This is a genomic window from Paraburkholderia sp. GAS42 (assembly GCF_050436565.1).
In the GTDB taxonomy this organism is placed as follows: domain Bacteria; phylum Pseudomonadota; class Gammaproteobacteria; order Burkholderiales; family Burkholderiaceae; genus Paraburkholderia.
This window is the reverse complement of the sequence record NZ_JBNDML010000015.1, coordinates 81,578-104,467: the sequence shown is the minus strand read 5'-3', so window position 1 is coordinate 104,467 and position 22,890 is coordinate 81,578. Positions and strand designations below refer to the sequence as shown.

Annotated in this window: 19 protein-coding genes and 1 riboswitch; of the genes, 10 read left to right on the top strand and 9 right to left on the bottom strand. The window is 62.8% G+C overall.

Features of this window, described 5'->3' with window-relative positions; all coding sequences use genetic code 11:
- The first annotated feature begins 4 nt into the window (after positions 1–4).
- The 3 genes from cobN to P3T16_RS22000 are packed head-to-tail and all read left to right on the top strand — an operon-like array spanning position 5 to position 5,540.
- Positions 5–3,811 (top strand): cobaltochelatase subunit CobN, encoded by a 3,807-nt coding sequence (cobN, locus tag P3T16_RS22010; protein WP_429343847.1) that lies wholly within the window; start codon positions 5–7, stop codon positions 3,809–3,811.
- Positions 3,808–4,875 carry an ATP-binding protein gene (locus tag P3T16_RS22005; protein ID WP_429343846.1) on the top strand — a complete coding sequence of 356 codons (1,068 nt, stop codon included), beginning with the start codon at positions 3,808–3,810 and terminating at the stop codon, positions 4,873–4,875. Before cobN ends, P3T16_RS22005 begins: the two co-directional genes overlap by 4 nt.
- A 29-nt stretch (positions 4,876–4,904) precedes the next feature.
- Positions 4,905–5,540 carry a vWA domain-containing protein gene (locus tag P3T16_RS22000; protein WP_429343924.1) on the top strand — a complete coding sequence of 212 codons (636 nt, stop codon included), beginning with the start codon at positions 4,905–4,907 and terminating at the stop codon, positions 5,538–5,540.
- A 28-nt stretch (positions 5,541–5,568) separates the two neighbouring features.
- Here the strand turns inward: P3T16_RS22000 and P3T16_RS21995 are convergent, their stop codons facing one another.
- From P3T16_RS21995 to cobG, 5 genes are all read right to left on the bottom strand, one after another.
- Positions 5,569–6,495: a flagellar brake protein gene (locus P3T16_RS21995; protein ID WP_429343845.1), complete on the bottom strand. Its 927-nt coding sequence runs from the start codon at positions 6,493–6,495 to the stop codon at positions 5,569–5,571.
- A gap of 157 nt (positions 6,496–6,652) precedes the next feature.
- Entirely contained in the window at positions 6,653–8,365 is a 1,713-nt protein-coding gene (gene cobJ / locus P3T16_RS21990) for a precorrin-3B C(17)-methyltransferase (RefSeq protein WP_429343844.1), read from the bottom strand.
- Positions 8,353–9,084: a precorrin-2 C(20)-methyltransferase gene (locus tag P3T16_RS21985; RefSeq protein WP_429257419.1), complete on the bottom strand. Its 732-nt coding sequence runs from the start codon at positions 9,082–9,084 to the stop codon at positions 8,353–8,355. Before P3T16_RS21985 ends, cobJ begins: the two co-directional genes overlap by 13 nt.
- Positions 9,085–9,711, bottom strand: coding sequence for a precorrin-8X methylmutase (locus P3T16_RS21980; RefSeq protein ID WP_429343843.1), 627 nt, complete (start codon positions 9,709–9,711; stop codon positions 9,085–9,087).
- Positions 9,704–11,110 carry a precorrin-3B synthase gene (gene cobG / locus P3T16_RS21975; protein WP_429343842.1) on the bottom strand — a complete coding sequence of 469 codons (1,407 nt, stop codon included), beginning with the start codon at positions 11,108–11,110 and terminating at the stop codon, positions 9,704–9,706. Before cobG ends, P3T16_RS21980 begins: the two co-directional genes overlap by 8 nt.
- Before the next feature lie 93 nt (positions 11,111–11,203).
- Positions 11,204–11,382, bottom strand: a riboswitch (cobalamin riboswitch).
- Positions 11,383–11,467: 85 nt separating this feature from the next.
- Here cobG and cbiE point away from each other — a divergent pair.
- The 4 genes from cbiE to cobM are packed head-to-tail and all read left to right on the top strand — an operon-like array spanning position 11,468 to position 15,276.
- Positions 11,468–12,676, top strand: a complete 1,209-nt coding sequence (gene cbiE, locus P3T16_RS21970) for a precorrin-6y C5,15-methyltransferase (decarboxylating) subunit CbiE (protein ID WP_429343841.1) — start codon at positions 11,468–11,470, stop codon at positions 12,674–12,676.
- A complete protein-coding gene (locus P3T16_RS21965; RefSeq protein WP_429343840.1) occupies positions 12,676–13,767 on the top strand; it encodes a cobalt-precorrin-5B (C(1))-methyltransferase in 1,092 nt (363 codons plus the stop codon). Before cbiE ends, P3T16_RS21965 begins: the two co-directional genes overlap by 1 nt.
- Positions 13,764–14,489: a cobalt-precorrin-6A reductase gene (locus tag P3T16_RS21960; protein WP_429343839.1), complete on the top strand. Its 726-nt coding sequence runs from the start codon at positions 13,764–13,766 to the stop codon at positions 14,487–14,489. The genes P3T16_RS21965 and P3T16_RS21960 overlap by 4 nt, the downstream gene beginning before the upstream one ends.
- Positions 14,490–14,535: 46 nt before the next feature.
- A complete protein-coding gene (cobM, locus tag P3T16_RS21955) occupies positions 14,536–15,276 on the top strand; it encodes a precorrin-4 C(11)-methyltransferase (protein WP_429343838.1) in 741 nt (246 codons plus the stop codon).
- Between the two features lie 108 nt (positions 15,277–15,384).
- Here the strand turns inward: cobM and P3T16_RS21950 are convergent, their stop codons facing one another.
- On the bottom strand, positions 15,385–16,863 hold the full coding sequence (locus tag P3T16_RS21950; protein WP_429343837.1) for a sodium:solute symporter family protein: 1,479 nt from the start codon (positions 16,861–16,863) through the stop codon (positions 15,385–15,387).
- Positions 16,860–17,075 (bottom strand): DUF3311 domain-containing protein, encoded by a 216-nt coding sequence (locus P3T16_RS21945; protein ID WP_429343836.1) that lies wholly within the window; start codon positions 17,073–17,075, stop codon positions 16,860–16,862. Before P3T16_RS21945 ends, P3T16_RS21950 begins: the two co-directional genes overlap by 4 nt.
- Before the next feature lie 308 nt (positions 17,076–17,383).
- Between P3T16_RS21945 and P3T16_RS21940 the strand changes: the two genes are divergently transcribed.
- On the top strand, positions 17,384–18,055 hold the full coding sequence (locus tag P3T16_RS21940) for a MarC family protein (protein WP_429257428.1): 672 nt from the start codon (positions 17,384–17,386) through the stop codon (positions 18,053–18,055).
- 57 nt (positions 18,056–18,112) lie between these two features.
- Positions 18,113–18,961, top strand: coding sequence for a class II glutamine amidotransferase (locus P3T16_RS21935; protein WP_429343835.1), 849 nt, complete (start codon positions 18,113–18,115; stop codon positions 18,959–18,961).
- Here P3T16_RS21935 and P3T16_RS21930 read toward each other — a convergent pair.
- On the bottom strand, positions 18,958–19,581 hold the full coding sequence (locus P3T16_RS21930; RefSeq protein WP_429343834.1) for a LysE family translocator: 624 nt from the start codon (positions 19,579–19,581) through the stop codon (positions 18,958–18,960). The two genes, P3T16_RS21935 and P3T16_RS21930, sit on opposite strands and share 4 nt — an antisense overlap.
- A gap of 272 nt (positions 19,582–19,853) precedes the next feature.
- On the opposite strand from P3T16_RS21930, the gene pip reads away from it, so the two are divergent.
- Positions 19,854–20,831 (top strand): prolyl aminopeptidase, encoded by a 978-nt coding sequence (gene pip / locus P3T16_RS21925; RefSeq protein WP_429343833.1) that lies wholly within the window; start codon positions 19,854–19,856, stop codon positions 20,829–20,831.
- A 28-nt stretch (positions 20,832–20,859) separates the two neighbouring features.
- Here the strand turns inward: pip and P3T16_RS21920 are convergent, their stop codons facing one another.
- Positions 20,860–22,308, bottom strand: a complete 1,449-nt coding sequence (locus tag P3T16_RS21920; RefSeq protein ID WP_429343832.1) for a sigma 54-interacting transcriptional regulator — start codon at positions 22,306–22,308, stop codon at positions 20,860–20,862.
- Positions 22,309–22,890 lie beyond the last annotated feature (582 nt).

Here is a 22,890-nt window from a genome sequence, read left to right as displayed (position 1 = left end):
CGACATGCATCTGCTGCGCACCACGCCGGGTGGCTTTGTCGACGATACGGCCGGCGTCATGCGGATCGATCAGCGACCGGCGGATATCGTCGTGCTCAGTTCCGCTGATACGACGCTGTCGCTGCTCGCGAGCGTTTTCCCGCGTCTGGGCGCTGATTTCCCGAGCCTGAGGCTCGCGAATGTCACATTCCTCCGGCAACCTGCGTCGGTCGATTTCTACGTCGAGGACGTGTTGCAGCACGCGAAAGTCGTCGTCGTCGATCACCTCGGCGGCGAGGCTTACTGGCCATACGGCATCGAGCAGGTCGTTGCGCTGGCGGAGCGCAAACAGCAGGTGCTCGCGATGTTCTCGGGCGATCTTCAGGAAGACCCGAATCTGCTCGCACGCAGCACCGCCGACGCTGCGCTGTGTCATCAGCTATGGCGTTATCTCCGCGAGGGCGGCCCGCAGAATGCGGAGCGGTTTCTGCGCTGCATCGCGCATCGCGCGTTGGGCTGGGGCGACGAGCCGCCGCTGCCGCAACCGTTGCCAGCCGCAGCGCTTTACCATCCGGCGCGCGACGTTCCCACGGTCGAAGACTGGCAGGCACGCTGGCGTGCCGATGCGCCGGTGGTCGCGATCCTGTTTTATCGCGCGCATTTGCAGGCGGCGAATACAGCCGTGTTCGATGCATTGATCGACGCGCTCGATGCGCAAGGCCTTAATCCGTTGCCGGTCGCAATCACGTCGCTGAAAGACGACGTGAGTCGTGACGTGGTGCAACGGTTGTGCGCGCAACATAACGTGGCGCTGGTGCTCAACACGACGGCATTCGCCGCGTCAGCCATCGACGATCCTGAGCCACTCGCGCTTGCCGGCGACGCGCCGGTAATGCAGGTGATCCTGAGCGGCGGCAATCGCGATGACTGGCTCAAGGACAACCAGGGTCTCAATTCACGCGATATCGCCATGCATATCGCGCTGCCCGAAGTGGATGGCCGCATCATTACGCGGGCGATCAGCTTCAAGGGGCTCGCGTATCGTTGTCCGCACACCGAAGTCGATGTCGTGCGTTATCAGCCTGACGTTGAGCGCGTCAGGTTTGTCGCCGGGCTAAGCCAGCGCTGGTGTCGCCTGCGCGGCATCGAAAACGCCGACAAGAAACTCGCGCTGATTCTCGCGAATTATCCCGTTAGCGAAGGCCGCATTGGCAACGGCGTGGGTCTTGATACGCCCGCATCTGTCGTAGGCATTCTTTCGATGCTGCGCGAGCAGGGCTATCGCGTCGATACTGTACCTGCCGATGGCGATGCGCTGATGCACACGCTGACGGAAGGGGTGACGAACGACCCCGTCGTGCGTGATCTGCGCCCGGCGCTGCAAAGCCTTGCGCTAGACGATTATCTGGTGCAGTTCCAGCAGTTGCCGGCTGAAGTACGCAATGCATTGAATGCGCGCTGGGGCACGCCCGAACAGGATCCGACGCTCCGTCGTGGCCGCTTCATGATTGCGGGCTGGCGTTGCGGCCATGTGTTCGTTGGCATTCAGCCAGCGCGTTCGCGCGAAGGTGGCGATTACGCAAGCTATCACGACGCCGATCTGGTGCCGCCGCACGCGTATCTTGCGTTCTATTTCTGGTTGCGTCACCGGTTCGGTATCGACGCGGTCGTTCATGTCGGCAAGCACGGCAATCTGGAATGGCTGCCGGGCAAGAGCGTCGCGCTCAGCGAAACCTGCTGGCCGGATCTCATTCTTGGGCCGATGCCGCATCTGTATCCGTTTATCGTCAATGATCCGGGCGAAGGCAGCCAGGCGAAGCGGCGCACGCAGGCCGTCATCATCGATCACCTGATGCCGCCGCTGACGCGCGCGGAAAACTATGGTCCGTTGCAGGACCTCGAACGTCAGGTCGACGAATACTATGAAGCGCTGATGGTCGATCCGCGTCGCTCGAAACTGCTGCGAAGGACGATTCTCGAAACGATCATCACGCATCGTCTGCACGAGGAACTGAGCCTCGGTTTGCCCGATGGCCACGACGCGGAAGACGCGTTGCTCACGCGTGCCGATGCGTATCTGTGCGAGTTGAAGGAGGCGCAGATTCGCGACGGCCTGCATACGTTCGGGCAGTCGCCGCGAGGGGCGCAGCGACGCGATACGCTGCTGGCACTCGGGCGTTTTCCGATCGGTGACGGGCAGGGCGCGAAGGCGGGGCTGATTGATGCGCTTGCACGTGACCTTCAGATGGATCACCTGTTCGATCCGCTGACGGCGGACTGGTCTGCAGCGTGGGAAGGTCCGCGCCCCGGGATTCTGCAGCAGGTGAGCGACGCGCCGTGGCGGCATAACGGCGATACGCGCGAACGGCTCGAATGTCTCGCGGCAGCGCTACTGAATGATGTGGGCGACGATACGGGATCGGCTACCGCAACGTCGTTTGAACCCGGCGCATTGCCGCAAGCAGAACGCGTTCTCGAACGCTTGCGGAACGATATCCTGCCGCGCCTCGATGCATGTGGACCGCAGGAAATGCTGCACCTGAAGCGCGGACTCGAAGGGCGTTTCGTGCCGCCGGGTCCAAGCGGTTCGCCTTCACGTGGCCGCCCCGACGTGCTGCCGACCGGGCGCAATTTCTATTCTGTCGACACCCGTGCTGTGCCGACGCAATCGGCGTGGTCGCTGGGTCTCAAGTCGGCGCAGCAGCTGATCGAGCGGCATGTGCAGGAACACGGCGACTATCCGCGCGCGATCGGGCTTTCTGTGTGGGGCACCGCGACAATGCGCACCGGTGGCGACGATATCGCGCAGGCGCTTGCGTTGCTCGGCGTGCGACCCAGATGGGCGCCGGGCAGCCATCGCGTGACCGACTTCGAGATCATGCCGATCGAGGTGTTCGACAGGCCTCGCATCGACGTCACCTTGCGTGTCTCCGGATTCTTTCGCGATGCGTTCGCGAACGTCATGCATCTGTTCGATGCAGCGGTGCAGGCTGTGGCGGAACTCGACGAGCCAGAGGACTTGAATCCGATCCGCGCCCGCGTGCTGCGCGAAAGGGATGCGTTGATTGCGAGCGGCGTGGAAGCAATCGAAGCGCGCCGTCGTGCCGGCTGGCGTGTATTCAGCGCGAAGCCCGGTTCATACGGCGCGGGTTTGCAGGAGATGATCGACACGCGGCAATGGCAGACCGATCAGGATCTGTCTGCTGCGTATCAGGCGTGGGGCGGCTACGCGTACGCGCAAAAGAGCTCGGGCGAAGAGGCGCGCGAAGCGTTCGGCAAGCGCCTCGCCGCGCTGGACGTCGTGCTCCAGAATCAGGACAACCGCGAACACGACGTGCTCGATTCGAACGACTATTACCAGTTTCAGGGCGGCATGGTGGCAGCGGTCCGACATCTCGCGGGCAACCAGCCGCATATCTATCATGCCGACCACAGCAACCCGGCTGCACCGCGCATTCGCACGCTGCACGAAGAGATCGCGCGCGTGGTCCGCTCGCGCGTGGTGAACCCGAAATGGCTCGATGGCGTGAAGCGGCACGGCTACAAGGGCGCTGCGGAAATCGCGGCCACTGTCGACTATCTCTATGGCTATGACGCGACAGCGCGCGTGATATCGGATCATCAGTACGCGCTGGTGACGGACGCGTATCTGAACGATAACGGTACGCGCGATTTTCTGGCGGCGCACAATCCGCATGCGTTGCATGGCATCTGCGAGCGTCTGCTCGAAGCGATGCAGCGCGGCCTGTGGCAGAACCCCGGCGACTATCGCGCGCAGGTTGAGCAGCATCTGCTGGCAAGCGAACAGCAACTCGAAGGAACACGAACATGAACGCATCGACGGATTCGCGCGACGTTGCAACCTCCGTGCCGGGTCGGGCCACCTTTCCGTTTGCGGGGTTGATCGGCCAGGCACCCTTGCAGCAGGCGTTATTACTCGCGGCAATCGATCCAGGGCTGGGTGGCGTGCTGATCAGCGGCCCGCGCGGCACCGCGAAATCGACAGCGGCGCGTGCGCTCGCCGAATTGCTGCCCGAAGGGCAACTTGTCACACTTCCGCTTGGCGCGAGTGAAGAGCGGCTGATCGGCACGCTGGATATCGAAACAGTCCTGCGCGACGGTTCGGTGAAGTTCTCGCCTGGTCTGCTCGCGAAAGCGCACCGTGGCGTGCTGTATGTCGACGAGGTCAATCTGTTGCCCGATACGCTGGTCGATGCACTGCTCGATGCGGCGGCGAGCGGCGTGAATACGGTGGAGCGCGACGGCATTTCGCACAGTCACGCGGCGAGCTTTGTGCTCATCGGCACGATGAATCCGCAGGAAGGTGAGTTGCGTCCGCAACTTATCGATCGTTTCGGTTTGATGGTGGAACTGGAGAACTGCTTCGATCCGCAGCTGCGTCAGCAGATCGTCAAGGCGCGCCTTGCGTTTGAAGCCGATCCGTCCGCGTTTCGTGCGAAATATGCCGCGCAGCAGACGGCTTACGTGCAGCGTATTCACGCCGCGCGTGAACGCGTGCCGCAACTCGTGTTCGGCGATGCGCTTCACGATCACGTCAGCCGTATCTGCATCGATGCTGCAGTGGATGGGCTGAGGGCCGATCTCGTCATGTTGCGCGCGGCGCGCGCATTGGCAGCGCTGGAGCAGGCCGCGACGATTACCGTTGAACACGTCGATCGCGTCGCGGAAGCGGTGTTGAGGCATCGTCGACTTCAGCGCGGCCCGCACGCGATGCCGCCGTCATCGAAGCCTCCGCAGACCACGCACGAATCGCCGCAACAGCCGCGGTCGGAAGACAACGAAAGCAGCGAAGGCGACTGGGGTCATCTGCCGCCAGAGACGGTGGGCACCACGGCCGTCAAGGGCGTCATTCCGCTACCCGTAAAAAAACGCTGAGCCATCGATCAGGCGCCGCCGCTGGATCGATCAGCGGTGTTCGATGGCCACACGCAACAGGCGCCGCCACACATGGCTCAAAACCCGGCAGACGTATCGACTGGCCGTCGACGCTCACAGCGAAACGACGCGAACATCTGACGCCAGCGCATTTGCGCTTCGTGCGCGAAGCATCAAAGGGTGGCGTGCTGCACTGTTTCGTCCTCGACTGTTCCGGCTCGATGCTGTCAGGTCAGCAACTCGCGTTAGCCAAGGGCCTGCTTGTCGCGATGCTCGATCAGGCTTGCACGGCGCGCGCCGAAGCGGCACTGGTGTGTTTTGGCGGTATGCGCGCCGATGTGCGATTCGGGCCTGCGGTACCACGCTGGTGGAATGAGCGCTGGCTGCAACCGGTCGGTGGTGGAGGGGGCACGCCGCTCGGCCTCGGTATATCGCGGGCGTCTCACGTGCTTGAACGCGCTGCGCGCAGCAAGCCTTTGCAGCAGCGCTGGCTCTGGCTTCTGTCGGATGGACGCAGCGGCGATCTGCCGCTACGTCCCGCGCTTGCCGATCAGATCGTGTGCGTCGATTTCGAACGCGGTGCGGTGAGGCTCGGCCGCTGCAAACAACTGGCGCGTGCGTGGGATGCCATGTGCTGCACGCCAGAGGGCCTGATCGCGTCCTGAGGCAATCAGGACGCGCATCGGGCCGTGTTCACGCGCGCGTCATGCTGTTCCAGATATAGGCGTCGTCCTGACGATCGAAGACGAACGCCTTCAGTGCCGTCTGCATGGCCGGCTCCAGCACATCGAATTCGAGGCCGTGCGCCGTCAGTTCCTTGTGCATTTCGTCGGCCTGCACGTTGCGGATGACCGCACGCGTCTCGATCAGGGTCTCGATGTCGCCGGACTTGATCCAGAACGACAGACGCAGCCGCTCGCCAACGCGCCCCAGCATGTTCTTTGTCGCAAGTGACAGGCCGAGCGCACTGACTCCATCCGCGAGGCCGACACCGTCCCATACTTCGTTGGCTTCGCTACCGTAGCGAACCGCAAGGTGCGCGTGCACGCGGATCGAGCGTCGTTCGCGCAGCCGCCGGATCGCGCCGGGTTTCGACAGCACGACGTAGTTGAACGGATTGTTGCAGAGTGCCTCGACAGTGCACGTAAAGCGGTAAACGGCCTGGCTCGCGATCACAACGATGTCGACGTTCTCGTTGACCTCGAGCGGCGACGCCTTGCCGTTCGCGACCGGTGGCGTGATGAACAGCACCTGGTTGGGCGCAAAGCCGATCACGCGGGCCGGATGCATCGGACGGCCCATGCCGATCTGCGAACGCACGCCCAGCAGCGCGCCAATCGGCAGATGCATTTCAGCAAGCGAAGTGGGATGGGGTGCTTCGCCTTCAGGCTGCGGGGAGGTTGCGCCCGCAACAATCGTGTCCTTGCGGCGCGGCCGGAAATGTTCGAAGAGGAACTGGCGTTCCTCTTCGTTCGCGATCGAAGCGCCGCGCGCCCGCAGCAGCGTGCCGTCCTGATCGATGAGAGGCCACGGCAGCGATGTCGCGACAGGGACCTCATCTGCCTTCAGCGCCGTTTGGGACACGACGATCGATTCTTCTGCCAGTTCGTTTGAAGACATATGCCGACCACCTCATTTCAGGTTCTTAACGGTCGTATACGGCCTCGTGGAATAAAACTTTAATTGAAGGTTTAAGAAAATCCAGAATTGCCGGCGATATACGGATTCGCTTATCTGTTGCGCATAAGCGTATGAAGCAGGATACGTGCAGAAAAAACTAGCGATACCAGCGCGGCGTATAAACCCATTCGGCTTTGCCATCGACGGAAAATGCCCGCGTATGTGACGAACCGATAATGACCATCGTCCGCATATCGACCATTTCGCCACGAAGTTCGCCGAGCGACGTATAAATCACCTGGCCGCCAGGTCGTCCGACGTTTCTTCCCAGCACAACCGTAGTGGACGGAATACGGAATTCGCGAATGATATCGAGCGCCTTGTCGAGTTGCCAGGGTCGGGCGCGCGAAACCGGATTATAGAAGGCCATCACGAGGTCGGCTTGAGCCGCATGTCTCAAGCGATTTTCGATGACTTCCCAAGGCTTCAGATTATCGGAAAGCGACAGCATGCAGAAATCGTGACCGAGCGGCGCGCCGGCTTGCGCGGCGGTCGCCATTGCGGCTGAAACGCCGGGCAGAATTTCCAGTTCGACGCCGGCCCAGCGCGCATTGTCCGATTCATGGAGCGCCTCCAGTACCGCAGCGGCCATCGCGAACACACCCGGATCGCCGGACGACACCATCACGACAGAACGCCCCATGGCGGCCAGTTCGAACGCATGACGCGCGCGCTGCATCTCCTCGCGGTTGTCCGTACCATGTACGCGCTGGTCCGCGCGGAACGGGCCCGCCATCGTCACGTAGGTTTCGTAGCCGAGAATATCGGTGGCTGCGTTGAGTGCGGAACGGGCAGCGGGCACCATCAGGCGGGCGTCACCTGGGCCCAGGCCGATGACGGTCAGACGTCCGCGGGCCTGTCCAATGGACGCCGGATCGACAGGCGCGCGGGCAAGCGCCAGCGCAACCGGTGAAGCGCCTGCCAGAATGTCGTGCGGCACGCGCATTGCGGCTTCGAGAAGCGCGAGGGGTTCCCGCGCATCGGCGGCGGCCGGCGTAGAGACAAAACGAAGCGGCACGCCAAGCGTATCGGCGGCTTCGGTCAAGGCGTCATCGCCCGCGCGCTGGATGGGCGCGAGCAGTGCGGCCAGCGATAACGCGGCGATCCCGTTCGCGTCTAGTGCCTCACGTACGCGCTCCGCGACGCGTTCATCGAGCGCGCTGACTGCAGCGACGACACTGCGCGGATGAATCAGCAGCTCGTCCGCGCGGCCATCCCATGCTTCCGGCGTGACGCGTATCGCGCGTCGCGCCGCTGTCGAGCGCGGCAACTGCGCATCGTCGAGCCACGGCGCGGCGCCTTCTATACGCGTGCTTTCGCCTGCAAGCAGGTCCGACACGAAACGCTTGCCCTGCGCGAGACTCGAAAGCGCGTAACCGTCTGGCGGATTCAGCACGCACGTGCCGAAACGCAATTCGCCGCTTGTGGTGATGGCGGGCGCAACCTTCAGGGCTTCGGCGATTTCCCGCGCCATCGTATTTACGCCAGCCAGACCGCCAAGCAGCGGCACGACGGCGCTGCCGTCTTCGGCTACTGCAAGAACCGGCGGCTCTGCCCCCTTGTCCGACAGCAGCGGCGCGATGCAGCGGATCACGATGCCCGCCGCACACAACGCGACGAGCGGCGTGCCGCGTGCGTAGAGGTCACGCAGATGCGCGCTGAGTTCGCTATACGCAACGTCGGCTTCGGCGCGTCCTGCCAGCCCATGCACCTGAGCGTCCGGATAACGCGCCTGGATGCGGCGCGCCGTATCGAGCGCGCCGGTGCCGAGGATCACGATCGCGGGCGCGATAGCATTCATCCGCGCCATTTTTCCCCCGGCACGACGAGCAGCGAAAAATACGGCGACGCCATCGGATCGACTTCTGCAAGCGGCACGACCCGCTGATTCGTCATCGTTGCGCGCTCAACGTATAGCGCGCGCTTTTCAAGGCCCAGTTCGCAGAGCACACGGCGCACCTTGTCGAAATTGCGGCCGAGTTTCATCACGACCGCGGCATCGGCATCGGCGAGCCGACGTTTCAGTTCGTCTTCAGGCAGGACCCCGGAAAGCACCGATAGCGTCTGGTTGCGATACACGAGCGGCGAGCCGAGTATCGCCGCGCCGCCCAGCATCGAGCACACGCCGGGCACGACTTCCGCTTCAAAGCGGCTTGCCAGCCGGTCGTGCAGGTACATGTACGAGCCGTAAAAGAACGGGTCGCCCTCGCAGATCACGGCGACATCGCGGCCTGCGTCAAGATGGTTCGCGATGATGTCGGCGGCGGTGTCGTAGAAGTCGGCGATGACTGTTTCATACGACAGCGGCGGCGCGAGCGTTTCGGTCGTCACGGGATAGACGAGCGGCAGGCGGAGCTGCGTTTCGTCGAGATGCATTTCGATGATGCCGAACGCGTTGCCCTTTTTTCCCTTCGCCACGAAGTACGCGACGACGGGCGCCGCCTTGAGCAGTCGCACCGCTTTCAGCGTGATCAGCTCCGGGTCGCCGGGGCCGACGCCGAGTCCAAAGAGACGTCCACGCACCGTCATTTATTCTTCCTCCGAGGCAAGCGCGTTAACCGCAGCGGCCGCCATTGCGCTGCCGCCGCGCCGTCCCGCGACGATCACGAACGGCACGCCGCGGCTGTTCTCCGCGAGCATCGCCTTCGATTCTTTCGCACCGACGAAACCCACCGGGAATCCGAGGATCAATGCGGGTTTCGGCGCGCCGGCGTCAAGCATCTCGAGCAGATAGAAGAGGGCCGTCGGCGCGTTGCCGATCACCACCACGCTGCCTTCCAGATGCGGTCGCCACAGCTCTAGCGCTGCCGCTGAGCGAGTGTTGTGAAGCGTGAGCGCCATGGGCGGCACGGAAGGATCGCCAAGCGTGCAGATGACCGGATTGTCCGCGGGCAGGCGTGCCCGCGTGACGCCTTCGGCAACCATGCGCGCATCGCAGAGAATCGGTGCGCCGCGCAGCAGCGCCGCGCGGCCGGCCACGCCGGCACCCGTGGAAAACTGCAGATCGTCGACGATGTCGACCATCCCGCACGCGTGGATCACGCGGACCGCGAGCTTTTCGAGGTCGGCGGGAATGTGGCTCAGGTCGGCTTCCGCGCGGATCGTCGCGAAAGACTGGCGATAGATCTCCCGACCGTCGCGAATGTAATCAAGCATCGAATGATCTCCGGGTCAGGCGTTCAAGCGAATCGGCGGCCTGTTCGATCGTCAGGTGTTGTGCGACACGCTCGCCAAAACCAGGCGTGCCGTCGCGTCGATAAAGATCGTAATGAGCGGGTGCAACGGCGAGCAGCGTCCACGGCGCGCAATGGGCGGCAGCGCACGAGCGTGGACAGCCACTGAGATGCACGTCGACGTGAGCGGGCAGACGCGCGGCAAGCAGCAGGGCATCGGCCTTGGTGTCGGCCATTCCCTTCAGGCAGCCTTGAGAACCCGTGCAGGCGATCAGGTGCGTGAGCGGATCGGATGCGCTGACAGCGAGTCCTAGTGACTCAAGTCGTTTTAACGCTTGAGGTGTATTCTCACTGACGATGTCCGGGATGAGCACGCCTTGCCATGGCGTCATGCGAAGCGTTGCGCTGCCCACTTCGCTAGCAAGCTGGGCAAGGCCTTTGAGCATCGGAACATCGATGCGTCCAAGCTTTGGCTGGCCGCCGACGTATGAAAGGCCGGCGTTGATTTGCGGGTGCGAGCCGAGTCTTGATGACTCATCTGTAGGGATGCGGCACCATGCATCTGAACGAATATCCCGCGCAAGAGTGAAATCGACTCTGGACTGTGCACGCTGCAAAACAGTCGCGACACCGTGTGTAGCGAGCACATCACGCATGCGGGAATCGTCGGGCGCAGCGAGGTCGAGGAACGTATGCAGCAGTGCGTCGACCAGCGGAGGAACCTGGTGCGGCAAAACGGAAGCCAGCGCTTTCGACGCCGGGCCTTCGCTTCTCTCGCGCACGTTGGTGCGGACCGGCGGACAACCCGCAAGCCCAAAAACAAAACGCACTTCGTCGAGATCCTGCACTGCAGCAAGCCAGATATCGTGCGGATGGTCGAGCATGGCGAGGCGCTCGCCGCCATCGAGCATCAGCGCGAACTTGGGTGAAAGTGCCGTAAAACGCGGATCGTTTTGCAACAGCGCGAGAATCTGCGACGCAAGCGGCGTGATGTCGAAGAGCGCGTGTGGATCGCGGCCCGCAAGCGGACTGACCATGAGATTTCGGATGTCGTCGCGCGCGACCGGGTTCGTTTCATCGTCGGCAAACGGTCCTTGCGGCCCGAGTCCCGCATGCAGCAAGCGCTTGATCAGCGCGTTTTCGTGGCCCGCGCGCACGCCACGCAGTTGCAGGTTCGCGCGGTTCGTCACCTCGATCACGCCCGACGCATGCGCGTCGACCGCATCTGCGATAGCCCGCGCCTGTTCCGCGCTCAATTCACCGCAAGGCAGCTTGAGCCGGCAGAGGCCGCCGTCAAGCGCCTGCACGATGCGAAACAGCCCAGGGCAGGCCGAAGGGCGCAATGCGGCAATCGGAGCGAAGAAAGACGAAACGTGGTTCAAGAGGTCACCGGGTTGTGCGCCGCGCGACGGCCCGAGCACCCCGCAAAGGGGGAAATGCTGCGGCATCGGTACACCCCGCCCGACGTTGGCTGGCACGAACAAGTCTCACCGGCAGGTCTCCTGGCTGGCAGGTCGTGGTCCGCGCCGGCCTTCCCGGTCGAACCAGTGGCACAGGTGAGGCGCGGACTCGCTGCATGCAGTTGCGGGGGCAGCCACAGACGATCTGTGTTCCCTCTTCGGCCCCGAAGGGCACCGGCGAGGCTGTATTATGCCTTTTTTCGCACAGCACAAGTACGCTGCGGCCTTGCCTGGTGCGCCGCAGCAGTCATATCGGGACTCAAGAATGGGGATGGTCGCATGCGGGCGTGGCTGACCGTAGTGGGAATGGGTGACGACGGTTTTGCCGGTCTGGGACGGCCGGCGCGGCGTGCGCTGCTGGACGCGTCAGTGGTGTACGGCGGTGAGCGTCACCTCGCGATGCTGCCGCCGCGGCTGCGCGCGCGACGCGAGCCGTGGCCGCGTCCGTTCGACCTGGCGCCGGTGCTCGCGCATCGCGGCCCGAATGCATCCATCTGCGTGCTCGCGAGCGGGGACCCCATGCTGTTCGGCGTCGGCGCAACGCTCGCCCGTCAGGTATCCGCCGACGAAATGCGCGTGCTGCCGGCGCCTTCGTCGTTGTCGCTGGCGGCGGCGCGGCTTGGCTGGCCGCTGCAGGATCTCGCGATGGTCTCGCTTGTCGGCCGGCCGCTCGCGACGCTTAACGCGCATCTGCATCGTGATACGCGGCTGTTCGTCCTGAGCAGCGACGGCCGCACGCCCGCCGCCATCGCCGCACTGTTGACCGCACGCGGTTTTGGTCCGAGCCGGATGATCGTGCTGGAGCACCTGGGGGGCGCGTCGGAACGGCGGATCGATGCACGCGCCGACGCATGGACTGCGAGCGAAGTGGCTGCGCTGAATCTTGTCGCCATCGAATGTCGCGTTTCGCAGGAAGCGCAACCGCTGCCGCTCACGAGCGGCTTGCCAGACGAAGCCTGGCTGCACGACGGGCAGTTGACGAAGCGCGATATCCGTGCGATCACGCTCGCACGCCTCGCGCCAAAGCCGGGCGAACTGCTCTGGGATGTGGGCGCGGGTTGCGGCTCGATTGGGATCGAATGGATGCGCGCGCACCCATCCTGCCGGGCCATCGCCATCGAGGCGCAACCCGAACGGCAGCGTTTCATCGAACACAATCGCGACGCCCTTGGCGTGCCGGGCTTGCAGATCGTCGCGGGCAAGGCGCCGGATGCGCTTGATGGCCTGACTGCGCCTGACGCGATTTTTATCGGCGGCGGCGTCACGGTGCCTGGCGTACTCGACACCTGCTGGGCGCAACTGCGTAGCGGCGGGCGGCTCGTCGCCAATGCGGTGACGGTGCAGAGCGAGGCCGCGCTGGTCGCATGGCGCGAACAGCACGGCGGCACATTGACGCGCATTAGTGTCGCGCAGGCCCAGCCGCTTGGCGGCTTCGACACCTGGCGCCAGGCGTTGCCGATCACGCTGCTCGAAACCGGCAAACCATAATGCGCGACGAAACGCCCGAACAGCCCGCGCCCCTGCGTAGCGGCTACACGACCGGGAGTTGTGCGACGGCGACCTCGCTTGCCGCTGCGCGTCTGCTGCTCGTGGGCGTGGCATCCGATGTCGCGGATATCGTGTTGCCGAAGGGCCAGCACGTGCCGATGCCGCTCGTGTTCTGCCGCCTGACAGACGACGGCGGCGCGGAAGCAGGCACGATCAAGGATGCCGGCGACGATCCCGACGTAACGCACGGCGCGGTGGTGTTCGCGCGCGTTCAGTTGCGCGCGCAACCAGGCGTGCGTTTTTTCGCGGGGCCGGGCGTGGGTACGGTGACGCGCGCTGGCCTTACGCTGGCGGTCGGCGAACCGGCGATCAATCCCGTGCCGCGCCAGATGATGACGCAGCACCTCACCGAACTCGCGGTCGAGCACGACTATGCGGGTGGCTTCGACGTCACGATTGGCGTCGAAGGCGGCGAAGCGCTTGCGCTGAAAACGATGAACCCCCGGCTCGGCATCGTCGGCGGTCTGTCGATTCTTGGGACCACAGGGATTGTCCGGCCGTTTTCGTGCTCGGCGTATATCGCGTCGATCCATCAAGGCATCGATGTCGCACGCGCAAATGGCTACCGGCATATCGCCGCGTGCACCGGTAACACCAGTGAAGACGCAATGCGTGCGCACTATGGCCTGCCGGATATCGCGCTCATCGAAATGGGTGATTTCGTTGGCGCGGTGCTAAAGCATTTACGTCGCGCGCCTGTCGAGCGATTGAGCGTGTGCGGCGGGTTCGGCAAGCTTAGCAAACTTGCTGCCGGACATCTCGATCTGCACAGCCGCAATTCCAGTATCGATCTTGAACAGCTCGCAAGCTGGGCCGCGGAACATGGCGCCGACGCCGCTTTGCAGGAGGCGATCCGTGCGTCGAATACGAGCCAGCAGGCGATGGCGATTGCACGCGATCGAGGCGTGGCGCTTGGCGATATCGTCTGCGCTCGCGCGCTAGGGGTCGCGCGTGACATCGTGCCGGCTGAGGTGAAAGTCGAGATGTTCGCGATCGATCGTCAGGGCAATATCGTGGGCGTCGCACAATGACGCGCATCCTGCTTCTGGGTGGCACCGGCGATGCGATGCAGATTGCGCGAGAGCTCGGCCTGCGGGATGTCTATAGCCTCGCCGGTCTCGGCAAGGTACCGGTTGATCTTGCGTGCGCCGTGCGCGTAGGCGGGTTTGGCGGCGCGGAAGGTCTCGCGCGCTACCTGCGCGAGGAAGGGATCGGGCTGCTCGTGGATGCGACGCACCCGTACGCAGCGCAGATCAGTGCGAACGCGGCGTCGGCGAGCCGCGCGACGGGTGTCCCGTGCTGGGCGGTGCGTCGCGCGCCGTGGCAACCGCAGGCCGGCGACGACTGGCGCATGGTCGATGACTGGGCGGGCATTGTCGCGGCGCTCGCGCCATTCTCGCGGCCGCTGTTTACGCTAGGGCGCGAGCCGCTCGCGCATCTCGACGAAATACCGGCGCATCAGTTCTGGATCGTACGATGCCTCGAAACACAACCCGGCACCGTCCGTTCGCGTGTGATGGATGCACGTGGGCCATTTAGCGTCGAGGGCGAAAGCGCGCTTTTTAGCGAGCATCGGATCGATGTGGTCGTCAGCAAAAATAGCGGCGGTAAGGCGACGGAGGCGAAGCTTGTCGTGGCGCGCCGGCTTGGGTTGCCGGTGGTCATGCTGCGTCGTCCGGCGCTGGCCGATGTCGATCGCGAATTCGACACGCCCGCTGAACTGCTGGCCGCGCTGGAAGCGTTGTCCTCGTGAAAGGCGTCACAGTGCCTCTCGCGCAAATCGAATGATGGAGTAGTAGATGACCGTATTTTTTATTGGCGCGGGGCCGGGCGATCCTGAACTGATCACCGTGAAGGGACAAAAGCTCGTGCATCGATGCCCCGTGATTCTTTACGCGGGTTCGCTGGTTCCTGAGGCGGTGCTGGCGGGCAACGTTGCTGAACGGGTCGTGAATACGGCGGACCTGAATCTCGACGAGATCATCGCGCTACTCGAAGAAGCACACGCAAAGGGGCAGGACGTTGCACGCGTGCATTCGGGTGATCCTTCACTGTACGGCGCAATCGGCGAACAGATCCGCCGGTTGCGCGCGCTGAACATTCCCTATGAAATTGTCCCGGGCGTAACGGCCACCGCGGCCTGCGCTGCGACGCTTGGCGTTGAACTCACATTGCCGGATGTCTCGCAGACGCTGATCCTGACGCGCTACGCGCGCAAAACGAGCATGCCCGAAGGCGAGGCGCTAGGCGATCTCGCGCAGCATCGCGCGACGATGGCGATTCATCTTGGCGTGCGACATCTGGCGAGTATCGTCGATGAACTGGCGCCGCACTACGGCGAGGATTGTCCGGTCGCGGTGATTTATCGCGCGAGCTGGCCGGATGAGGAGCGTGTTGTCGGGACGCTCGCGGATATCTGTGGGAAGGTGGAGGGCACGCAGATCGAGCGGACTGCGCTGATTCTGGTCGGGCGTGTTCTGGACGCGGACGCGTTCAGCAATTCGTCGCTTTACGCGAAAGCGGAGCGACGGTTTCCTTAGCCGCGCGGAGGCATTTTAGGACCGCCGCGGCTTTCCTGAACTGATTCCAGTTAGACGCAACTGGAACGCAAAACAGGAAGCCGCTGCAATGCAAGCCATTCAAAAGCTCTAATGCTGCCGCGCGTGCGATGGTTCAGCCGACGTTTGTGGTTGCGTCACGGCGCTCACGATCGCGAACACGATCACGTTCACCGCGAGCGCAAGAAAGCCGATATTCACGTCTTTCAGGCTGTCCGGCAGGAATGGGAACAACTGGGCAACCGTCAGGTGCATGATGGTTGTGACTGCAACCACGAGCACGCCGGCAAGAATCCCGCAGAACGCACCCTGTTTCGTCGCGCGGTTACGCGTGGCGAGACTGCACAGCAGCGCCGGGAACAACTGCGTCACGAAGCTGTAGCCCATCAGAAGCAGCGCAACAATCGTATCGCCGCCATGCAACGTAAAGCCCACCGCGACCAGTGCCACGACGGGCACCAGCAGGCGCGCGAGCTTGCCGACCGTCGCATCCGACGCATTACGTTGCAGCGCGCCGCGATACACGTCGTTGGCGAGCAGCGTCGATGCACTGGTGAGTATCATCGAGCCCGGCACCAGTGCAGTGAGCACGCCGGCCGCGCCGATCACGCCGACAAACCACGGATCGAAGGTCAGGATCGACAGACGGAACAGCGACAGATCGATATCGCCGCCTTTGAGACCCGGCACCTTCAATACCGCCGCGAAGCCGACAAAGAACACGAACAGCAGAATCAGCTGGTAGAGCGGCAGGACCATCGCGTTTCGCCGGAAGATCCGTTCGTCGCGCGCGGTGAAGATCGAGCCGAACGTATGCGGCCACATGAAGAAGCCGAGCGCTGTAAGCAGAACGGTCGACTGGAACCACGTCACGCTTGAGCCTTTGGCCGGGAAAGTCAGGAAGCCGGGACGTGCGGCGTCGATTGTGCGGAACATCTCGCTCAGGCCGCCGTAATGATGGATCGGCAGGTAGATGCCCAGGAACAGCACGATCGCGAGAATCAGCACGTCTTTCACGACCGAGTTCCACGCCGACCCGCGTACGCCCGACACCATCACGTAAGCGGTAACGACTATCGCGCCAATCCAGATCGCCGCTGTCGAAGAAATCGCGCCGTACGACGCGGTTGCAACGATGATGCCAAGGCCCTTTAGCTGGAGCACCAGATACGGAATCAGCGCCGCGACGCCGACGAGTGCTACAAGGACGCCGAGCGCAGGGCTGTCGTATTTGCGCGCAAAGAAGTGCGATTGCGAAACCAGGCGCTGCGACTTCGCATAGCGCCAGACGGGCGGCAGCAACCAGTACGAAAGAATGTATGCGAGCGTGCCGTAAGCGAGGATGTAATAGACGGGCGCGCCTTTGCCATAGGCGAAGCCGCTGCCGCCAAGGAACGTGAACGTCGTGTAGATCTCGCCTGCCATCAGCAGAAACACGAACGCGGTGCCGAAGCTGCGGCCGCCCACGGTCCACTGCTCGAGGTTCATGTCGTGCCCGCGTCGCGCGCGCACACCAAGATACAGCGCAAAAAGCGTGACAAGTGCGATCAGGATCAGTGCGCTGCTCATGAGTGCACCTCCGCGGTTTCATCAGCGACTTGCCGGTTGTTCGGATCGAAGCGGTAAATAATCCCCATGATCATTGCGCCCATGACGACCCAGAACACGATCCACGCGAGCACGAGCGGCATGCCCAGCACGAGCGGTTCGACACGGTTGACAAAGGGAATACCAAGCAGGATACCGATGAACGGCAGGGCGGCCAGCAGGCGAAACAGCATAGGACAGCTCCTCAAGGCGGTAGTTACGTCTGGTGGATTCTGTTTGCGGGCGTGTTGTCGCAAGGACTTTATGCCTGGTACAACCCTCCGTAAAGGCGTTCAAAAATAATGAAGGCCAGTTGTAAGAAGCGGGCGAGCCGGAGTACCCTGCATGCTGCATTGCAGCCACCGACCATTCTGGCTCGGGCTCCAGTATCATCGGTTGCAGAGGCGTCGGTACATCGATACCGTTCGGTCATATAACAACACGCTGCTCAGTGCAGGCCCGGCGCGGCCGGTGAGCCAGTCGTTCGATGCGGATCGCACACATGGTAGAAAGCCTGATCTCGGACATCCTGTTTGGCTTTACCGGATTGATCAGCATCATCAATCCGATCGGCGTTGCCTTTGTGTTTCTGGACCGCACGGAATCGCTCACTAACGAAGAGCGCGCTGTGCTGGCCAAGAAAGTCGCCATCAACGCATGCATCGTGCTGCTGGTCGCGTTTTTTGTGGGTACGCCGGTACTTCATTTCTTCGGCATCTCGATACAGGCTTTGCGCATCGGCGGTGGGCTGGCGGTCGCCGTTAGCGGCTGGCAGATGCTCAATGCGCCCGACGTGCGTCCAGGTGCTTCGGCGGCGCGAAATGTGGATGGTGACAACGCGATGTCGAAGGCGTTCTTCCCACTGACGATGCCACTCACCACCGGCCCGGGTTCGCTCGCTACAGCGATCGCGCTGACGGCAAACCGCACACACAAGCTCACCGACTTTGTGCTCTCCGCGGTGGCATCGATTGCGATCACCGTGCTGATCGGCATCGCGATCTACCTCACGTATAGCCGCGCGACGCTGTTTGCCCGCTATCTCGGCATCGACGGCACGAAGGTCGCGATGCGTGTTTCTTCCTTTCTGCTGCTGTGCATTGGCGTGCAGATCATATTGACGGGGCTTGGCGAATTTCTGACGCCTATTGCCCAGCTGCGCATGGCGCCTTAGGCATTGGCATTGCAGATGCCCTAAGCGTGCTGGCGCGCGGCCTTACTGGAGACGACCATGTGCCGCTGGCTTGCTTATACCGGTAATCCTGTCCAGCTCGAAGCGGTACTGTTCCGCGCCGAGCATTCACTGATTGATCAGAGCCTGCACTCACGCATGGGGCACACGACGACCAATGGCGACGGCTTTGGCGTCGGCTGGTACGGCGATCCCACCGACATTCCGTTTCGCTATCGATGCGTGCATCCAGCGTGGAGCGACCGCAATCTGCGCGAGGCGGCGCGTGCCGTGAAAGCACCGCTTTTTGTCGCCCACATCCGCGCGGCAACCGATACACCCGCTCAGGAAACCAATTGCCACCCGTTCCGCTATGGACGCTGGCTTTTCATGCATAACGGCCTGATCCGCAATTACCCGAGCGTCAGGCGTGATCTGATGATGGCGATCGCCCCCGATCTGTTTGCCTCGGTGGAAGGGTCGACCGATTCGGAAGTGATGTTCTTTCTGGCACTCACGTTCGGCCTGGAACTCGCCCCCGTTCCAGCGCTGGAGCGGATGGCGGCGGTTGTCGAGGAAGCAGGGCGTCGGCACGGCGTCGAGCATCCGCTGAATATGACCGTGTGCGCGACGGATGGCGAGCAGATCGTGGCGGTGCGCTATTCGAGCGAGCGTCAGTCGCGCTCGCTCTTTCACAGCACGTCGTTCCGTCATCTGCGTGAGTTGTATCCCGAGGACGCGCGCATCAAGGCCGCCGGCGACGATGCATTTCTTGTGCTCTCGGAGCCGCTAGTCGATCTGCCGGGCGCATGGGAAGAAATCCCGGAGAGCATGGCCGTCATCACGAAAGGCCCGAACGTCGAGCAGGTTTCGTTCAGGCGGCGCTGCCCTGATTTCGATCTGGATTAAGCCGCGCGACGGATTTCGGCCACCCCGAAAGCGGCGAGTGTGAGACCCGCGACACGATCGATCAAATGACGCATCTTCGCGCCAAGCGCGTGGCGCGCGCCCGATATCACGGCGACCAGAAAACACCACCATGCAATCGACCCGCAGAACACGCCGGAAACAGTGGTCAAGGCAATGCTCGTCGAAAACGGCCCGCGTGGCGCAAGCGTCGCGAATAGAGCGGCGAACATGATGATCGTCTGTGGGTTCGTGAGCGTAAGCAGCAGCGAACTTGCGTAAGCGCGCGCCGCGCCGGCCGATGCGCCTTCGCCCGGGTTTGCGATATCCGAAACCGGCTTCTGCATGAACGTGCGTACGCCGATGTAGAGCAGGAAAAGCCCCGCAACCAGATGCAGCGGCCGGTCGTACGCGAGCATGAACTGCGAGATGCTGACCATGCCCAGTGCGGCGACGAGACCGTATAGCGCGTCGCCGCTGGCAATGCCAAAGCCAATCGCGAGCCCCGCGCGAGGACCTTCAGTCAACGTACGACGGATGCACAACATGCCCATCGGACCGACGGGCGCTGCAACCGCGAGACCGACGCCCGCAGCAGTGAGAAATAGACCGACACCAGCCATAAGTGCTCCAGAGGGCAAAATATTCTGTTTTTGGTTCGTGACACGGAAACCGCCAGCACGCTTGCCGCGAGCACTGAATTTTACCAGGCGAGGGCCGGTTTGACAGTCAGTGTATGGCACACGGCTTCTACGCGATGCGCATCATCGTCATTATTACAGCAGCGTGAGCCTGCTGGTCGACCGGCGAGACTCGCGCCTGGCAGAAGGTGGTTGCGCGCGAAATGGACTAACCTGCAACCGATAACACTCTTCAACACTGGAACCGCGTCAAAATGGAAACAGAAGAACGCTTTGAAGACGGCATGCTCGACGTCGGCGCAGGACATTCGATTTACTGGCGCAGCCAGGGCAACCCGCGGGCGCCTGCGATAGTCATCCTGCACGGCGGCCCCGGCGGCGCGATGAATCCGCAATGGGCCGATCTGCTCGACGCGCAGCAATGGCGCATTGTTCTCTTCGACCAACGCGGGTGTGGGAAGTCGACCCCGTTCGGTGAATTGCGAAACAACGGACTTGAGGATCTTGTCGGCGATATCGAGGCGTTACGCGAGCACCTCGGCATCGAACAATGGGCTGTGTTCGGTGGCTCGTGGGGTACAACGCTCGCGCTTGCATACGCGGCCGCGCACCCATCGCGGTGCCGCGGATTCCTGCTACGCGGTGTCTATCTCGCGCGCAGCGAAGATACGAACTGGTTTCTCTGGGACGTCCGACGCGTGTATCCCGATGTGCACGCAACGTTTCTCGATGCGATCGAAAAGGCCGCTGGCCAGCGGCCATCCAGTGCGCGCGCGGTGCTCGACTTCAGCGGCGAGCCGCTTTCGCGTTTCGACGCGACAAGTACCGTGCTTGCGCGCGCGTGGCGCGACTATGAATCGACGTTGTCGCGTGTGAATCACGAAGGTCAGGGGCAGGAGAGCGAAGAGCGCACGGAAGACGAATCTTCGCGCGCCGCGATCGCGATGGCCTTGCTCGAACGTCACTTTATGGCGGACGAACTTCCGCCGCCCGCGCTGCTACCTGCGGTGCCGCGCTTTGCGCACTTGCCGTGTCATATCGTGCATGGCCGCTTTGACATGGTCTGTCCTGTCGATCAGGCAAAAGCGCTGGCCGACGCGTGGCCTCGCGCGAATCTTTCGATCGTCGATGCAGCGGGTCACTGGACGTTCGACCCCGGTGTCGCGTCCGCGCTGCGGGAAGCCGCAAAAAGGCTGCGCGCCGATATGGGCAGCGCGCAGGCCGTTGCGTGACCGCGCAGAATCGCAGATTTTCGCGCGCTCACGCCTCCTGCGTGGCCGCAACGCGAGCACGATCGCCGTTGGCCGCAGCCTTGTCCATCGCGTTCGACACTCGCAGCATGCGCATCTGCCCGGGCTCGGGACGCAGGCCGACAGCGTTCATCAGCCGGTATAGCGTGGCGCGCGAAATGCCCAGTTCTTCGGCCGCGCCGGACAGGTTATAGCCATGCCTGCGCAGCGCGTGCTGGACAGCCGTGCGCTCCGCTTCGGCGCGAATCTCAGAGAGCGTGCGCGGCGAACCTTCCGGATCGACCGGCAAACCCAGATCCGCCGCCGTGATGAAGCGTCCCTCGGCCATCACGACCGCGCGGCGCACGCAGTTGAACAGTTCACGCACATTGCCCGGCCACGTGTAGTTGCAGATTGCCGTGATCGCGTCCGAGGTGAAGCCGCGGAGCTTGCGCGAGTTGTCCCGCCGGAACATGTTGAGCGCGTAGTTGGCGAGCAGCTTGACGTCTTCGCCACGTTCGCAGAGCGGTGGCTCACCGAGCTTCAAGACACATAAACGATGGTACAGGTCCGCGCGAAACCGTCCAGCTTCGACAGCGGCTTCGAGATTCACGTGCGTCGCTGAAATCACGCGCACGTCGACCTTGATCGATCCCGTTCCGCCAAGACGCTCGATCGTGCCTTCCTGCAGGAAGCGCAGCAGGACGGCCTGACATTCGATCGGCATATCGCCGATTTCGTCGAGAAAGAGGGTGCCGCCGTGCGCGGCTTCAATGCGCCCGATCTTGCGTTGCGCGGCGCCGGTAAACGCGCCGCGTTCATGGCCGAACAGTTCGGATTGAAGGAGCGTCGGCGGGACGGCCGCGCAATTGATTGCGACGTATTCGTTTCGGGCGCGCGGCGAGCGCTCGTGAATCGCACGTGCGGTCAGTTCCTTGCCCGTGCCCGACGCGCCTGCAATGAAGACCGGCGCATCGTTGTGCGCGCACTTGTCGATGCCGCGATACAACTGAAGCATGGCGTCGCACTGACCGATCATTTCGTGTTGTCCGAGCGTCTGTTCCGGTGCGGCGGCGCGCGTTCGCAGCGATGACAGCCCGTGCGCGTGGCCGAGTGCGAAGGTCAACCGTTCGTCCATGCACGGCATCGTGACGAAGTCGAAACAGTAGTCGAGGATAAAACGACGCAACGATTCGTCGTCGGTCTGTCCCGGCCAGACTGCGGCGATCCATGTTGTATGTGTGCGCTCCATACAGGATTCCAGCGCTCGCACATGCTGCGGCGTGCAGTCCTTCGGCACTTCGACGAGACCGACGGAGATGTCGGCGCAATCGAGAATGCGTTCGGCTTCGGCTGTGGAAGCAGCAAACGCCACCTGCCATCCCGCTTCTTCGAGGAAGCGGACGACGCGCTCATCGCCTGAAGGTAAAAGGCACAGCGCAACGCGCGGTGCGAAATCTGACGTGCAGATCGTATCCATGATGCCCCCGGTCCCGGACCCGTGCACACCGCGTTAAACCTGCCGGTTTTGTGCGCGAGTCGCATCGAAGTCGCCTTCTGACTGCTGGTTTACAGCCGGCGGATTCCGATGTCACAGTTTGATCGACGTGTTCGCGCTACCCGTTTTGGTGCGGCGCGCGAGTATATTTGTTCAGACAATTCGGCGCGAGATATGAACGCGCTGGAACTGGACGGCGCAGCGACAGGTGCGCCTGTGTGGACGGTTAAACGTCATCTTGATACCCCCGTAATACGCTGGCCTGCTGTTCTATCGGCTTTTTTATGCGCTCTAAGTGTGGCGCATGACAGTGAACATAGAACAAAGAATCTTGAATTGCCATAGAAATAAATGCCCCTCAAGCGTTTTGGCGTGCGATTTCCCGGGTTGGATGTCGTTTTTTAGCGTCACTAACTGATCCGAGTTTGAACGTGCGGAAGAGGCATGACGTGCGGTGTCACGGCGAACCCTGATCGGCGCATACGCGAACGACTGTTCGGAATTTCCAGTTCCGCGTGGGCTGCGTTTCAACACTGCTACATCGGACACATTCGAACTGGAGTT